This is a genomic window from Dyella sp. (assembly GCF_051962475.1).
GTDB lineage: Bacteria > Pseudomonadota > Gammaproteobacteria > Xanthomonadales > Rhodanobacteraceae > Dyella_A.
Genome location: NZ_JBQCCF010000051.1, coordinates 22,166 through 36,793 on the forward strand (window position 1 = coordinate 22,166; position 14,628 = coordinate 36,793).

Genomic DNA, 14,628 nt, shown 5'->3' on the forward strand with positions numbered 1-14,628 from the left:
GGCGCGACGGGATCACAGCGGAGCGCAGTGGCGTTCGAGCCAGGCGAGGTCGGCGCCGTCCAGCAGCGGGCTGAGTGCCGCGCGGACGCTGGCGTGGTAGTCGTCCAGCCAGGCGCGCTCCTCGGGATTGAGCAGGTGCGGCTCCAGTGCGCGGCGATCGAACGGGCAGAGCGTGAGCGTCTCGAAGGCGAGGAAGTCGCCGAACTCGCTCTGCTCTGCTTCCACCACGACCGCCAGGTTCTCGTGACGGATGCCGTGCCGGGCCGGTTTGTACAGTCCTGGCTCGATCGAGGTGATCATGCCCGGCTCAAGTGCCACCAACGCGCCGCCGCTGATGGGCGGGCGAATGCCCTGCGGCCCTTCGTGCACGTTGAGAAAGTAACCCACGCCATGGCCGGTGCCATGGCCATAGTCCATGCCGGCAGCCCACAGCGGTGCGCGGGCCAGGGCATCGAGCTGCGGGCCGCTGGCGCCTTTAGGGAAGCGGGCGCGCGAGAGGGCGATCAGGCCCTTCATCACCAGCGTGGCATCGCGGCGCTGCTCGGCAGTGGTCTCGCCCAGCGCCAGCACGCGGGTGATGTCGGTGGTACCGCCCAGATACTGACCGCCGGAATCCACCAGCAGCAGGCCCTTGCGGGCCAGCGCGCTGTGATGCTCCGGCGTGGCGCGGTAGTGCGGCAGCGCGCCGTTGGCCTGGTAGCCGGCGATGGTGGCGAAGCTCTCGCCGACAAAGTGCGGTTGCGCAGCACGCTCCTCGCGCACCAGCACGTCCACATCCAGCTCGGTCTGCGCCATGCCAGCGGCGAGGCGTTCCTCCAGCCTGCGGAATGCGCGTACCAAGGCCGCACCGTCGCGGCGCATGGTGTCGCGGATGTGGTCCAGCTCCGTGGCGCTCTTGCGCGCCTTCATCGCCGTGGACGGGTTGGCTGCATCGAGCTGTTTCACGCCGGCGGGCACGGCATCGGCCACGGCGCAGACGATCTTGCCCGGGTCCAGCAGCAGGACGTCGGTCGCAGCCAGTTCGCCCAGCACATCGCCGATGGCGGCGTAGTCAGCGATCTGCACGCCATCCTTGCCTAGCGCGACAACCAGTGCGTCGCTCAACTTGCCGCGATCCACGAACAGCGTCGCCTTGCCCTCGGCCTCGATCAGCAGATGAGCGAGGAAGACCGGATTGCATTCCACGTCACTGCCGCGCAGGTTGGTCAACCAGGCCACGTCGTCCAGGCTCGACACCAGGTGGTGCGTGGCGCCGGCCTTGCGCATGGCGGTGCGAACCCGCGCCAGCTTGTCGCTGCGCGGCGTATGCGTCCAGGTGAGCGCGTGCTCGACCACCGGGCTCTTCGGCAGTGCGGGTCGGTCGGTCCATATGGCGGCGGGCAGGTCCAGGTCGGTGCGCAGGCGTGCACCGACGTCCTCGAGCAGGCGCGTGATCTGGCGGCGGGACGCGGGGCTGAGGCTGTCACCGGCGATGGCGACTGCATCGCCGGCATGCAGATGCTGTTGCAGCCAGGTCAGATGCTCCGGCGCGTGCGCCACCTTCTGTTTCATCAGGGCCACGCCGCTGCCGGCCAGCTGCTGCTCGGCCTGGGAGAAGTAGCGCGAATCGGTCCACAAACCCGCATGGGTCGGCGTGACCAGCAGCGTGCCGGCCGAACCGGTGAAGCCGGACAGCCATTCGCGTGCCGCCCAGTGGTCGGGCAGGTATTCGGACAGATGCGGATCGGCGGTGGGTACCAGGCAGGCGGCCACGTTGTGGGTGGCCATGGCCTGGCGCAGGGCGGCAAGACGGGGAGGAATGGGGTGGCTCATCACTTAATGCTATCAGCGCGGCCAGGCGTAGCGCCGGCTGGCACGTGGCAGATGAACCGCGTCGGGAGAATTTGCCCCGGACGTCTCGCGGTCGGGCGCGTCTGCCGCTAAAATGCCTAATTTCCAGCACGGCTGCATCCCATGACCCCCCTGATTTTCGTCACCGGCGGTGTGGTGTCCTCACTTGGCAAGGGCATCGCCGCGGCGTCGCTGGCTTCCATCCTGGAAGCGCGTGGTCTCTCCGTCACCATGATGAAGCTCGATCCCTACATCAATGTGGATCCGGGCACCATGAGTCCCTTCCAGCACGGCGAGGTCTACGTCACCGACGACGGCGCCGAGACCGACCTCGACCTCGGCCACTATGAGCGCTTCGTCCATACCCGCCTGACCGGCAAGAACTCGATCACCACCGGCAAGATCTACGAGAGCGTGATCCGCAAGGAGCGCCGCGGCGACTATCTCGGCGCCACCGTGCAGGTAATTCCGCACATCACCGACGAGATCAAGCACTGCATCCATGAGGCCACCCGCGGCTTCGATGTGGCGCTGGTGGAGATTGGCGGCACGGTGGGCGACATCGAGTCGCTGCCCTTCCTGGAGGCGATCCGCCAGTTGCGCATCGAGCACGGCCCGGAGAAGTGCCTGTTCATGCATCTCACGTTGGTGCCCTTCATCAAGGCCGCCGGCGAGATCAAGACCAAGCCCACCCAGCATTCGGTGAAGGAGCTGCGCTCGATCGGCATCCAGCCGGACATCCTGTTGTGCCGCTGCGAAGAGCCACTGCCGGACGGCGAGCGCCGCAAGATCGCGCTGTTTACCAACGTGCCGGAGAACGCCGTGATCAGCGCGGTGGACGTGGACGTGATCTACAAGACCCCGCTGTGGTTGCACAGCCAGGGTCTGGACGACATCGTGGTGAAGAAGCTCGGCCTGGACGCCAAGCCGGCCGACCTCAGCGGCTGGCAGCGCACGGTGGACGCCGTGGTGCATCCGAAGGACGAGATCACCGTCGCTATCTGCGGCAAGTACGTCGAGCACAAAGACGCCTACAAGTCGCTGGGCGAGGCGCTGCGCCATGGCGGCATCAAGCAGCAGACCCGGGTGAACCTGGAGTGGATCGACTCCGAGCAGATCGAGGCCGAAGGCGCCGCCAAGGTGCTCGGCCACGCCGATGCCATCCTGGTGCCCGGCGGTTTTGGCAAGCGCGGCTTCGAGGGCAAGGTGCTGGCGGCCAAGTACGCCCGTGAGCACGGCGTGCCTTACTTCGGCATCTGTTACGGCATGCACGCGGCGGTGGTGGACTTTGCCCGCCATGTCGCCGGCCTCGCCGACGCCGACTCCAGCGAGAACGACCGCCACACCGCCAACCCGGTGATCGCGTTGATCACCGAGTGGACCACCGCCACCGGCGAAGTCGAGCAGCGCTCGGATCGTTCGGACCTGGGCGGCACCATGCGCCTGGGCGCACAGGAGTGCCGCCTGAAGAGCGGCACGCTCGCGCGCGAGTTGTACGGCCAGGACGTGGTGCGCGAGCGTCATCGCCACCGTTACGAGTTCAACAACCGCTATCGCCAGTCGTTCGAGGATCTTGGGCTGGTGATCTCGGGCAAGTCGATGGATGACCTGCTGGTGGAGATCGTCGAGCTGTCGCCGCAGAAGCACCCGTGGTTCCTGGGTTGCCAGGCGCATCCGGAGTTCACCTCCACGCCGCGCGACGGGCATCCGCTGTTCATCGGGTTCGTCCGCGCGGCGCGTGAATACAAGGCCGTGCAGGGTGCCGAGCGCCTGGCGGCGAAGGAGTCGGTGGCATGAAGCTGTGTGGATTCGAAGTCGGGCTGAACCAGCCGCTGTTCTTGATTGCCGGGCCGTGTGTGGTGGAGTCCGAGCAACTGCAGATCGATACCGCCGGCACGTTGAAGGAAATCACCACACGGCTGGGTATCCACTTCATCTTCAAGTCGAGCTTCGACAAGGCCAACCGTTCCTCCGGTCAGAGTTTCCGTGGCCCGGGCATGGAAGAGGGCCTGCGCGTGCTCGGTGAGGTCAAGCGCCAGCTCGGCCTGCCAGTGCTCACCGATGTGCACGAGTACACCCCGATGGACGAGGTGGCCTCGGTGGTCGACGTGTTGCAGACCCCAGCCTTCCTGTGCCGCCAGACCGACTTCATCCAGAAGGTGGCGCGCGCCGGCAAGCCGGTGAACATCAAGAAGGGCCAGTTTCTCGCGCCCTGGGACATGAAGCACGTGGTGGCCAAGGCCAAGGACGTCGGCAACGACGACATCCTGGTGTGCGAGCGCGGCGCCAGCTTCGGCTACAACAACCTGGTGTCGGACATGCGCTCGCTCAGCGTGATGCGGGACACCGGCTGTCCGGTGGTGTTCGATGCCACCCACTCGGTGCAGTTGCCGGGCGGGCAGGGCGCCACCTCCGGCGGCCAGCGCGAGTTCGTGCCGGTGCTGGCGCGCGCGGCGGTGGCGGTGGGCATCGATGGCTTGTTCGCCGAGACGCATCCTGATCCAGATAAGGCGCTTTCGGACGGCCCCAACGCCTGGCCGTTGGGCAAGATGGAGGCCTTGCTGGAGACCCTGCTCGAACTCGATGCTGTGACCAAGCGGCACGGGTTCCTGGAGAGCCAGTGAGCCGCAGCCCGGTCGGAGAAGATGTGGAAGGCACGCTCTCCAAGCACTCAAGGTTCGCCATCGTTTCGGTCGTCCTCGGGCTTCTGGCGGTGCTCATCCCACTGGTCCTGGGAGCCGTGAGCATGGCCGCGGCGGCTGCCCGTCCCGGTCCCGTGGCGCTCGGCACCGTCGGCCCATCTTTAGGGTTCATGGTGGGGGCGGTGCGGGGCGTGATCCTTTCCTTACCCCTGGCACTGGCCGGCTTCGTGGCTGGGCTGGTGGCCGGGTGGCGCCCCGCTCGGAGCAAGCTTTATGCGCGTTTCGGAATGATGGTTAATCTCTTGTTCCTCGCAGCGCTCTGCCTCTTCACCTTTGCTGCCTAAACCCGCCCTTTAAGGAATCGCATGACTACCGACATCACCCGCATCCATGCCCGCGAAATCCTCGACTCCCGCGGCAATCCCACGCTGGAGGCCGAAGTCACTCTGGCCGGCGGCGGTTTCGGTCGTGCTGCGGTGCCGAGTGGCGCCTCCACCGGCACCCGCGAGGCGGTGGAGCTGCGCGACGGTGACAAGGCGCGTTACGGCGGCAAGGGCGTGAAGACAGCCGTCGGCCACGTCAACGGCGCCATCGCCAGTGCGCTGAAGGGCTTCGATGCGGCCAACCAGGGGGGACTCGACGCCAAGCTGATCAACCTCGACGGCTCGCCGAACAAGGGCAAGCTGGGCGCCAACGCGTTGCTGGGCGTGTCCATGGCCGCCGCGCACGCCGTCGCCGCCCAGCGCAAGCTGCCGCTGTGGCGTTACCTGGCGGAAATCAACGGCACCACCGGCAAGCCCGGCATGCTGCCGGTGCCGATGATGAACATCATCAACGGCGGCGAGCACGCGGACAACAACATCGACGTGCAGGAATTCATGGTGCTGCCGGTGGGCATGCCCACGTTCGCCGAAGCGCTGCGCGCCGGCGCGGAGATTTTCCATGCGCTCAAGAGCGTGCTCAAGGGCAAGGGGCTGAACACGGCGGTGGGCGACGAGGGTGGCTTTGCGCCGAACCTGCGTTCCAATATCGAGGCGCTGGACACCATCCTCGAGGCAATCACCAAGACCGGCTACAAGGTCGGCAGCGAGATCCTGTTGGGCCTCGATGCCGCCAGCTCGGAGTTCTACAAGGACGGCAAGTACGACCTGGCCGGCGAGGGCAAGCAGTACACCTCCGAGCAGTTCGTCGACCTGCTGGCCGGCTGGGCGAAGCAGTACCCGATTGTCACCATCGAGGACGGCATGGCAGAGGGCGACTGGGCCGGCTGGAAGCTGCTCACCGACACCATCGGTGATCGCGTGCAGGTGGTGGGCGACGATCTCTTCGTCACCAACCCGACGATCTTCCGCGAGGGCATCGAGAAGAAGATCGCCAACTCGATCCTGATCAAGGTGAACCAGATCGGCACGCTGTCCGAGACGCTGGAAGCCATCGCCATGGCCGACGCGGCCAAGTACTCGGCGGTGATCTCGCATCGCTCCGGCGAAACCGAGGACACCACCATCGCCGACATCGCGGTGGCCACCACGGCGACCCAGATCAAGACCGGTTCGCTGTGTCGCAGTGACCGCGTGGCCAAGTACAACCAGCTGCTGCGCATCGAGGAGCAGTTGGGCACAGAGGCCCGCTACGCGGGGCGCCACGCGTTCCCCAACCTCGCACGCCTGCCTGGCTGAGCGGGAACAAGGCCGCCATGCTGCGCTGGGTCGCGCTGATCCTGCTAGCTCTCCTGATCGCTCTGCAGATGAAGCTGTGGAGCGATGCGGGCGGCATGCGCGAAGTGGATGCCTTGCGCGCGGCCGTGAAGAAGCAGGCGGACGAAAACCAGCGCCTGCAGCAGCGCAATCAGGCGCTGGCCGCGGACGTGTCCGATCTCAAGAGTGGCGAGCAGGCGGTGGAAGCGCGTGCGCGCGCCGAGTTGGGCCTGATCAAGCCCGGCGAGACGTTCTATCAGGTGGTCGAGAAGCCCGGCGCCAACGCAGCGCCCGCCGCCGCGTCCACCGCCCCTGCCGCCGGACAGCCATGAGCACGGCAGCGCTGTGGTGCGTGGTGCCGGCGGCCGGGCGCGGAATGCGCGTTGGCGGCGCCACACCCAAGCAATACATGGACTTGGCCGGCGCGCCGATGATCGAGCGGACTCTCGACCGTCTGGCAGCGCATCCATTAATCGCCGGGCTGGTCGTGGTACTTGCCGCCGGGGATGTACGTTGGATTGATGGTTTCGCTCGTACGTGGAGCAAGCCGTTGCTCGCAGCCACCGGAGGCGGTGAGCGTTGCGATTCAGTGCTTGCCGGATTGCGTGCCCTGCCTGTCGACAGCGTGCGCCCTGATGACTTTGTGCTTGTGCACGATGCCGCGCGTCCGTGTGTGCGCCACGACGACATCACGCGCCTGATGGAAAGCTGCCGCGGTACCGACGGCGGCCTGCTTGGCGCGCCGTTGCGGGATACCCTGAAGCGGGCCGATGAGGCGGGGCGAAGCGCGCTCACCGAGCCACGTGACCTGCGCTGGCGCGCGTTCACCCCGCAAATGTTCCGACTCGGCCAGTTGTCGGAAGCGTTGCAAGCTGCGATCGACGCCGGCGTGACGGTGAGCGACGAGGCGATGGCGATGGAGCTGGCCGGCCACTCCCCGTTGCTGGTCGAGGGCGCGGAGGACAACATCAAGGTCACCACGGCAGCGGACTTCGCGCTGGCCGAATTCCTGCTGGCGAGGACGGCTTAATGCGCACAGGGGGCGAAGGGTGAGGATCGGTCAGGGCTTTGACGTGCATGCGTTCGGCGATGGCGATTTCGTCACGCTGGGCGGCGTGCGTGTGCCGCACGGGCGCGGGCTGCTCGCCCATTCCGATGGCGACGTGGTGATCCACGCGCTGTGCGATGCCATCTTTGGGGCGCTGGCGCTGGGCGATATCGGGCAGCACTTTCCGCCGTCGGATCCGCGCTGGCGCGGCGCCGACAGCCGCCAGTTCCTGCGCCACGCGGCCGTGTTGATGGCGCAACAGGGCTACTGCCTGGGCAACGCGGACGTAACGGTGATCTGCGAGGCGCCCAAGGTCGGCCCGCACGCGCCGGCGATGCGTCAGAACCTGGCGACGGACCTGGGCTGCGATCTGTCACAGGTGAGTGTCAAGGCCACCACCACCGAGAAACTGGGCTTCACTGGCCGCGGCGAGGGCATCGCGGCGCAAGCCTGCGTGCTGCTGGAGCGCGCGTGAGCGAGGTCGAGGCCCGCGGTTCCGGCAACCGGTTGCAGGAGCAGCTGGAAACCATCGTCGAGCTGCTGCGGCAGCAGTCGCGCATGCGCGACGAGCTGGACGAACTGCGCGACGCCGGCGCCAGTCCGGTGGATCGCGCGCCGATCGCCGAGGCGCTGCGCGACAGCGGCGACGTGCTCCAGCAGCAACTCGATCCGCTGCATCCGGCCGATATCGCCTTCATTCTCGAGTCGCTGCCGCTGGCCGATCGCCTGGCGGTATGGCAGCGCGTGCGTGCCGACCGCGACGGCGAGATCCTGCTCGAAGTGTCCGACGCGGTGCGCGAGTCGCTCATCGCGGACATGGATCAGGGCGAGATCATGGCGGCGGTCGAGCCGCTGGACGCCGACGAGCTGGCCGACCTGGTCGAAGATCTCCCCACCGAGGTGCTGCCTGAGCTGATGGCCAGCCTCGACGCGCAACAGCGCGAACGGGTGCAATCGGCGCTGTCCTACGAGGACGATCAGCTCGGCGCGCTGATGGATTTCGAGATGGTCACGATCCGCGAGGACGTGAGCCTGGAAACCGTGCTGCGCTACCTACGCCGGTTCGACGAACTGCCCGCGCAGACCGACAAGCTGTTCGTAGTGAACCAGGACAACCTGCTCACCGGCGTGCTGCCGCTGCACTGGTTGCTGGTCAATTCGCCAGACAAGATGGTCGGCGTCGTGATGGCGCCGGACGTCAATACCTTCCACCCGCACGACGATGCCTACGAGGTGGCGCAAGCGTTCGAACGCTACGACCTGGTGACGGCCCCGGTGGTGGACGAGGGCGGGCACCTGATCGGCCGCATCACGGTGGATGCGATGGTCGACGTGATCCGCGAGGAGGGCGAGAGCGAGGCGCTCAGCCGCGGCGGTCTGCGCGAGGAGGAGGATATCTTCGCCTCGGTGTGGGCCAGCCTGCGCAACCGCTGGTCGTGGCTGGCGATCAATCTGGTGACCGCGTTCATCGCCTCGCGGGTGATCGGCCTGTTCGAGGGTTCGATCCAGAAGCTGGTGGCGCTAGCCACGTTGATGCCGATCGTCGCCGGCATCGGCGGCAACTCGGGCAACCAGACCATCACCATGATCGTGCGCGCCATGGCGCTCAACCAAATCAACGCCGACAGCGCGCGCCGCCTGTGGCGCAAGGAGCTGGGGGTATCGCTGTTCAACGGCCTGATCTGGGGCGGCGTGATCGGCGTGGTGGCGTTCCTGCTGTATCGCAACGTGGCACTGGGCGTGGTGATGACGGCGGCGATGACGCTCAACCTGCTACTGGCCGCGTTCGCCGGCGTAGGTATTCCCTTGCTGATGACCAAGTTCGGACGCGATCCGGCGCTCGGCTCCAGTGTGCTGATCACCGCCATGACCGACAGCGGCGGCTTCTTTATCTTCCTTGGCCTGGCGACGTTGTTTCTGCTTTAGGCCTTGCAGCTGACCGGGATCACCCGGCGGAGTGTGTTGTGTCCGAATTGCCCTTTGCCTGCGGTGCCGTGCCGTTGACCGCGCGCCTGCGCGTGGCGCCGGAGGATTTCATCGTCGAGGAGATCCTCGGTTACGACGCCGATGGCGCGGGCGAGCACGCGCTGTTGTGGGTGGAAAAGCGCGGCGCCAACACCGACTGGGTAGCCCGGGAGCTGGCCCGGTTTGCCGAGGTGCCGCCGGTGAACGTGGGCTACGCTGGCCTGAAGGATCGTCATGCAGTGACGCGGCAGGCCTTCTCCGTGCAGTTGCCCGGTCGTCCGGACCCGGACTGGTCCGCCTTTCCGCATGCCGAGGTGAAGGTGCTCGCGGCCACGCGCCACAGCCGCAAGCTCAAGCGTGGGGCGCTGCGCGGCAACCGCTTCGTGCTCACGCTGCGCGAGGTGCGCGGCGAGCGCGAAGCGGCCGAGCGCGTGCTGCAGCAGATCGCCGCGCGCGGTGTACCCAATTACTTCGGCGAGCAGCGTTTTGGCCGCGAAGGCGGCAACCTGGCGCAGGCGCGCGCGATGTTCGCCGGGCGCCGGATGGATCGCGACAAGCGCTCGATCCTGCTCTCCGCCGCCCGCTCGCAGATCTTCAACAGCGTGCTGGCTGCGCGGGTCGAGCAGGGCACCTGGGATACCGCATTGCCGGGCGAGATCTGGTCACTGGCCGGTTCGCGCTCGTGGTTCGGCCCCGAGCCGTTCGACGACGCCCTGGCCGGGCGGCTGGCGCAGGGCGACATCCACCCGTCCGGGCCACTGTGGGGCGAGGGTGATCCTCCCGCCACGGACGTGGTCGGAGCACTGGAGCGCCAGGTGGCGGCCGAGCATGCGGACCTGGCCGAAGGTCTGACCAAGGCGCGGATGGAACACGAGCGCCGCGCCCTTCGCCTGATGCCGAAGGACCTGCGCTGGCGTTGGCTGGACGACGCCACATTGGAACTGGCCTTCGAGCTCTCCGCCGGCGCCTACGCCACGGTGGTGGTACGCGAACTGGCTAACGTAGGCGCCTGAACGGTTCAGCGCTTCAGCAGGACCACCACCGCGCCCGTGCCGCCGAGCGCCGGCCGCGCCGACGCGAACGCGATCACCTCGTCGCGTCGACGCAGCATGCGGTCGGTCAGTGACTTCAGGACCGGTCCGGCCGACTTCGACCGCAGCCCCTTGCCGTGCACGATGCGCACGCACCGCAAACCGTTCTGCCGCGCCTCGGCGAGGAAGTCGGCAATGCTGGCCTGCGCGGCGGCGGCATTCATCTGGTGCAGGTCGAGATCGTCCTGCACGCTGAAATGGCCGCGCTTGAGCTGCTTGAGCAGCTTCGGCGGGTAGCCGTCGTGCAGGAAGCTCAGTTCCTCGCCCACCTCCATCAGAGCGGGGTCGAACGCCATCTCCAGCAGTTCGCCAGGCACGGCCGCCTCGTCGGCTTCGAACATGCGCGGCCGCGGTGCCGGTTTTGGCGCTACGGGCGGGAGCGGCGCCGGATCGAACGCACGCACCTCGCCGATCGCCTCACGGAACAGGCGTGCATCGTCCTCGGTGATGGTGGTGGGCGGGCGGCGCTTCATCGCCCCATCCTAACCAATGCGGCACCCGCTGGAACGCGGCAAATGCGCGCCTTCTTCGATGAAACTCCCCTGGCGCTCGGTTAGACTCAAAGGCTACGAGGGCCGCGGCCGCCAAGTGCTTGCCGCCGTCCCCACAACGTTTTCGACGGATCAACATGCGAGTTCTGGTAAGCAACGATGATGGCGTGGATGCACCGGGCATCCGCGTGCTCGCCGAGCGCCTCAGCGCGGTGGGCAAGGTAACGGTAGTGGCGCCCGACCGCGACCGCTCTGGGGCCAGCAATTCGCTCACCCTGGACGCCCCCATCCGCGTGCTGCGCATGGACAACGGCTACTACCGCGTCGCCGGTACCCCCACCGATTGTGTGCACCTGGCCCTGGCCGGCCTGCTCGACGAGGAGCCGCACATCGTCGTGTCCGGCATCAACAACTCGGCCAACCTGGGCGACGACGTGATCTATTCCGGCACCGTGTCGGCGGCAATGGAAGGGCGCTTCCTCGGTTTGCCGGCAATCGCCGTCTCGCTGGTCAGCAAGGATCACCGCGGCGAGCACTACGAGTCCGCCGCGCGGGCCGTGGTGATGCTGATGGAGCGGCTGCTGGTCGATCCGCTGCCGGCCGACACCATCCTCAACGTCAACGTGCCGGACCTGCCGTGGGAGCAGATCCGCGGCTTCGAAGTGGCGCGGCTCGGCAAGCGCCATCGCGCGGAGGCGTGCATCGCGCAGACCGATCCGCGCGGCCGCCCGATGTGGTGGATCGGTCCGGCCGGCGACGCCGAGGACGACGGTCCCGGCACCGATTTTCACGCGGTGCGCCGCGGCTATGTGTCGGTGACGCCGATCCACGTCGACCTTACCCGCTACCAGGCGCTGGAGAAGGTCAGCGGCTGGATGCAGGCGATGACCGACGCCATCGACGACCAGGCGGCCTGAGCGATGAACATCCATCCGCTGCCGCCGTCGGCATTGAAGGGCGAGGGCATGACCTCGCAGCGAGCCCGCGACCGCCTCGCCGCCACGCTCAAGGAAAGTGGCATCCGCGATGCGCGGGTGATCGACGTGATCCGCAACCTCCCGCGCCACCATTTCATCGACCAGGCGCTGCATTCGCGCGCCTACGAGAACACCGCGCTGCCGATCGGCCACGGCCAGACCATCTCCCAGCCGTGGGTGGTGGCGCGGATGACCGAGGCGCTGCTGGAGTTCGGCGTGCCACAGAAGGTGCTGGAGATCGGCACCGGCTCCGGCTACCAGGCGGCCGTGCTGGCCGCGCTGGTGCCGCAGGTCTACACGGTGGAGCGCATCGAAGAATTGCTGCGCCAGGCACGTCGGCGTTTCCGCCAGCTGGGCATCGCCAACCTGCGCTCGCGCTACGACGATGGCAAGCTCGGCTGGCCGGACGAGGGTCCGTTCGACGCAGTGATCCTCACCGCCGCCGGTGATGCGATTCCGCATGCCATCCTCGACCAGATGACGCCGACGGGCGTGCTGATCGCGCCGGTCGGTTCGCCCAGCAGCCAGACGCTGATCCGCATGCGCGGCGACGGGCAGGGCGACTTCATCCAGGAAGAACTCGGACCGGTAAGTTTCGTCCCGCTGCTCGGTGGCATCGGCTGATGCGCCTGTTCGGAGCGTTGTATACGCGGGCGCTGAAGTGGGCGCGCCATCCGCTGGCGATCTACTACCTGTGTGGGCTCAGCTTCGTGGAGGCCTTCATCTTTCCGGTGATGCCGGAGGTGATGCTGGCGCCGATGATGCTCGGCAAGCGCCATCGTGCTTTCTTCTACGCCAACATCAGTCTGCTGTTTTCACTGCTCGGCTCATTGGTTGGCTATGCGCTCGGACACTGGGCCTACGACAGCATCCACCCGCTGCTCAGTCCGGCGATGCAGCAGACCATCGGCACCTGGGTAACGCAGTTGCGCAACGACATGAGCCAGCACTGGCTGGCCATGCTCGGGGCTTTGATGCTCGCGGCGCTGCAGCCGGTGATCCCGATGAAGTTTGTCACCTGGGCGTCCGGCATCGTCGGGGTGCCCCTCTTGCCTTTCCTGGCGTGCATGGCGATCGGGCGCGGCAAGCGCGTGTGGCTGCTGGCGCTGCTGGTACGGGTGGTGGGCGAGCGTGCGGAACAGATTCTGCACAAGAATATTGAACGCATCGGCTGGGGCGCCATCGCGCTTATCGGTCTGTTGCTGGTGTGGTGGCTTTGGCTGCGTTGAGCCTGCCGGTGCGCCGGCCATTGCATAGGAAACGCGGCATGAGGTCGCTATGCTTCGTGGCATGAAGGGAACTATCCAGGCGCTCGCGCTGCTGCTGCCCGCCGTTTTGCTGGCCGCCTGCGGCACCACCCGTTCGGTCGTGGTGCAGCGATCCAGCCAGTCGCGCTCGTCGACCTACGAGCCATCCAGTCGGGCGCAGGTGAGCCACGCGCCCAGCTACCGGGTGAGCAAGGGCGACACGCTCTATTCGATAGCATTCCGGCATGGCGTGGATTTCCGCGATGTCGCCCGTTGGAACGGCATCGCTGCGCCTTACACGATCTGGCCAGGACAGCAACTAGTGTTGCGCGCTCCCACCTCTTCCCGTGCACCTGCCCCAACCGTAGCCCGGGCTGCGCCGCCGCCCCGCGAGGCCACGGCTGCGGTGAAAGCGCCGACGCGGCCGCTGGTTGCGCCGACGTCGAGTCGTACGGTGGCCGATGCCGTGCCGGTGGCTGGCGTGCCGGCCAGCGTTCCCGCGCCGCCGCCGCCGGCTCCGCCCACCCTGGCGCCCGGTGGCACGCGTTCGGCCGGCGGCGTCAACTGGCGCTGGCCCGCCGATGGCAGCTTGATCAAGGGATTCCAGAGCGGCGATGCGATCCCCGGGATCGAGATCGCCGGCCCGGCCGGAAGCCCGGTCCGCGCCGCGGGCGACGGCGTGGTGGTCTATAGCGGCAACGGGCTGGTCGGCTACGGCGAGCTGATCATCGTCAAGCACAACGACGACTTCCTCTCCGCCTACGGACACAACCGCAAGCGGCTGGTGAAGGAAGGTCAACGCGTGTCGGCGGGACAGCAGATCGCGGAAATGGGCGCCACCGGCGCCTCGCGTGACGAGCTGCAGTTCCAGATCCGCCGCAATGGCAATCCGGTGAACCCGCTCGACTACCTGCCTGCGCGCTGAGGCTCAGCCAGCCCCGGCACCGGGAAGAATGAAACCCACTACCACGCGACGGCCTTCACCGGCCAGCAGGTCGTAGGTGCGTGCGGCTGCGGCGTTGTCCATCACCTCGATACCCACGCCGCGGCGCAGGAATGCAGCGAGAAAGTCGGCCGGCGGAAAGCGCTGCCGTTCGCCGGTACCCAGCAGCACCAGCTCCGGTTGCAGATCGAAGAACGGCACGGCCAGATCTGGCGTGAGGGCGGCGGCATCCACGGTCGGCCACTGTTCGATCATGCGATCCGGCGCAAGCAGGAAGCTTGCCTCGATGTTGCGGTCGACCACGGTGACGTAGCCGGGGGCGGTGCGGCGTACGAACAGAAACGCATCCGGGCGGTCGAGCGACAGGTCCATCAGCGCGGCAGGGCCAGCTTCGGATCGTCGGTGTTGCGACGGAACAGCACTACGATATGCCCGATCTCCTGCACGCTCTCGGCACCCGTGCCGTCGGTCAGGAACTGGATTTGCGTCTGGCGCTCCTCCTTGTCGCCGCCGGACAGCTTCACCTTCACCAGCTCATGATGGGTCAGCGCGAGGTCCAATTCCTTCACCACGGCGTCGGTGGCGCCCTTGGCTCCGAGCAGAATCACCGGGCTCAGGTCGTGGGCGAGACTGCGCAGATAGCGGCGCTGGGAAGGTGAGAGGGCCATGCTGGGAAACGCTCGATTCGCGGAGGATT

General features: G+C 67.2%; 17 protein-coding genes. 13 read left to right on the forward strand and 4 right to left on the reverse strand.

Annotated elements, in window-relative coordinates; translation table 11 throughout:
• Positions 1-12: 12 nt before the first annotated feature.
• A complete protein-coding gene (locus ACTHJF_RS11410; RefSeq protein WP_440267213.1) occupies positions 13-1,812 on the reverse strand; it encodes an aminopeptidase P family N-terminal domain-containing protein in 1,800 nt (599 codons plus the stop codon).
• Positions 1,813-1,953: 141 nt separating this feature from the next.
• On the opposite strand from ACTHJF_RS11410, the gene ACTHJF_RS11415 reads away from it, so the two are divergent.
• Genes ACTHJF_RS11415 through truD form a run of 9 tightly spaced genes read left to right on the forward strand, consistent with a single transcriptional unit; the run spans position 1,954 to position 10,195 of the window.
• On the forward strand, positions 1,954-3,627 hold the full coding sequence (locus ACTHJF_RS11415; RefSeq protein ID WP_440267214.1) for a CTP synthase: 1,674 nt from the start codon (positions 1,954-1,956) through the stop codon (positions 3,625-3,627).
• Positions 3,624-4,454 (forward strand): 3-deoxy-8-phosphooctulonate synthase, encoded by an 831-nt coding sequence (kdsA, locus tag ACTHJF_RS11420; RefSeq protein WP_440267215.1) that lies wholly within the window; start codon positions 3,624-3,626, stop codon positions 4,452-4,454. Before ACTHJF_RS11415 ends, kdsA begins: the two co-directional genes overlap by 4 nt.
• A complete protein-coding gene (locus tag ACTHJF_RS11425) occupies positions 4,451-4,816 on the forward strand; it encodes a hypothetical protein (RefSeq protein WP_440267216.1) in 366 nt (121 codons plus the stop codon). The genes kdsA and ACTHJF_RS11425 overlap by 4 nt, the downstream gene beginning before the upstream one ends.
• Positions 4,817-4,837: 21 nt before the next feature.
• Positions 4,838-6,151: a phosphopyruvate hydratase gene (gene eno, locus ACTHJF_RS11430; protein WP_440267217.1), complete on the forward strand. Its 1,314-nt coding sequence runs from the start codon at positions 4,838-4,840 to the stop codon at positions 6,149-6,151.
• A gap of 17 nt (positions 6,152-6,168) precedes the next feature.
• Positions 6,169-6,501, forward strand: coding sequence for a cell division protein FtsB (gene ftsB, locus ACTHJF_RS11435; protein ID WP_440267218.1), 333 nt, complete (start codon positions 6,169-6,171; stop codon positions 6,499-6,501).
• The gene (ispD, locus tag ACTHJF_RS11440; RefSeq protein WP_440267219.1) at positions 6,498-7,199 is read left to right on the forward strand and encodes a 2-C-methyl-D-erythritol 4-phosphate cytidylyltransferase; all 702 of its coding nucleotides are present in this window, start codon (positions 6,498-6,500) and stop codon (positions 7,197-7,199) included. The genes ftsB and ispD overlap by 4 nt, the downstream gene beginning before the upstream one ends.
• Before the next feature lie 19 nt (positions 7,200-7,218).
• Complete coding sequence (ispF, locus tag ACTHJF_RS11445; protein ID WP_440267220.1) at positions 7,219-7,692, forward strand: 2-C-methyl-D-erythritol 2,4-cyclodiphosphate synthase; 474 nt, start codon at positions 7,219-7,221, stop codon at positions 7,690-7,692.
• The gene (gene mgtE / locus ACTHJF_RS11450) at positions 7,689-9,143 is read left to right on the forward strand and encodes a magnesium transporter (RefSeq protein ID WP_440267221.1); all 1,455 of its coding nucleotides are present in this window, start codon (positions 7,689-7,691) and stop codon (positions 9,141-9,143) included. The genes ispF and mgtE overlap by 4 nt, the downstream gene beginning before the upstream one ends.
• A 38-nt stretch (positions 9,144-9,181) precedes the next feature.
• Positions 9,182-10,195 carry a tRNA pseudouridine(13) synthase TruD gene (gene truD / locus ACTHJF_RS11455; protein WP_440267222.1) on the forward strand — a complete coding sequence of 338 codons (1,014 nt, stop codon included), beginning with the start codon at positions 9,182-9,184 and terminating at the stop codon, positions 10,193-10,195.
• A 5-nt stretch (positions 10,196-10,200) separates the two neighbouring features.
• Here the strand turns inward: truD and ACTHJF_RS11460 are convergent, their stop codons facing one another.
• Positions 10,201-10,746: a Smr/MutS family protein gene (locus ACTHJF_RS11460; protein ID WP_440267223.1), complete on the reverse strand. Its 546-nt coding sequence runs from the start codon at positions 10,744-10,746 to the stop codon at positions 10,201-10,203.
• Positions 10,747-10,901: 155 nt separating this feature from the next.
• Between ACTHJF_RS11460 and surE the strand changes: the two genes are divergently transcribed.
• The 4 genes from surE to ACTHJF_RS11480 are packed head-to-tail and all read left to right on the forward strand — an operon-like array spanning position 10,902 to position 13,913.
• Positions 10,902-11,681: a 5'/3'-nucleotidase SurE gene (surE, locus tag ACTHJF_RS11465; RefSeq protein WP_440267224.1), complete on the forward strand. Its 780-nt coding sequence runs from the start codon at positions 10,902-10,904 to the stop codon at positions 11,679-11,681.
• A 3-nt stretch (positions 11,682-11,684) separates the two neighbouring features.
• A complete protein-coding gene (locus ACTHJF_RS11470) occupies positions 11,685-12,365 on the forward strand; it encodes a protein-L-isoaspartate(D-aspartate) O-methyltransferase (protein ID WP_440264380.1) in 681 nt (226 codons plus the stop codon).
• Positions 12,365-12,970, forward strand: coding sequence for a YqaA family protein (locus ACTHJF_RS11475; protein WP_440267225.1), 606 nt, complete (start codon positions 12,365-12,367; stop codon positions 12,968-12,970). Before ACTHJF_RS11470 ends, ACTHJF_RS11475 begins: the two co-directional genes overlap by 1 nt.
• A gap of 49 nt (positions 12,971-13,019) precedes the next feature.
• Complete coding sequence (locus tag ACTHJF_RS11480; protein WP_440267226.1) at positions 13,020-13,913, forward strand: peptidoglycan DD-metalloendopeptidase family protein; 894 nt, start codon at positions 13,020-13,022, stop codon at positions 13,911-13,913.
• 3 nt (positions 13,914-13,916) lie between these two features.
• Here the strand turns inward: ACTHJF_RS11480 and ACTHJF_RS11485 are convergent, their stop codons facing one another.
• Together ACTHJF_RS11485 and yhbY are read right to left on the reverse strand one after the other, a co-directional pair.
• Positions 13,917-14,303 carry an Mth938-like domain-containing protein gene (locus ACTHJF_RS11485; protein WP_440267227.1) on the reverse strand — a complete coding sequence of 129 codons (387 nt, stop codon included), beginning with the start codon at positions 14,301-14,303 and terminating at the stop codon, positions 13,917-13,919.
• A complete protein-coding gene (yhbY, locus tag ACTHJF_RS11490; protein ID WP_440267228.1) occupies positions 14,303-14,599 on the reverse strand; it encodes a ribosome assembly RNA-binding protein YhbY in 297 nt (98 codons plus the stop codon). The genes ACTHJF_RS11485 and yhbY overlap by 1 nt, the downstream gene beginning before the upstream one ends.
• Between the last annotated feature and the right edge of the window lie 29 nt (positions 14,600-14,628).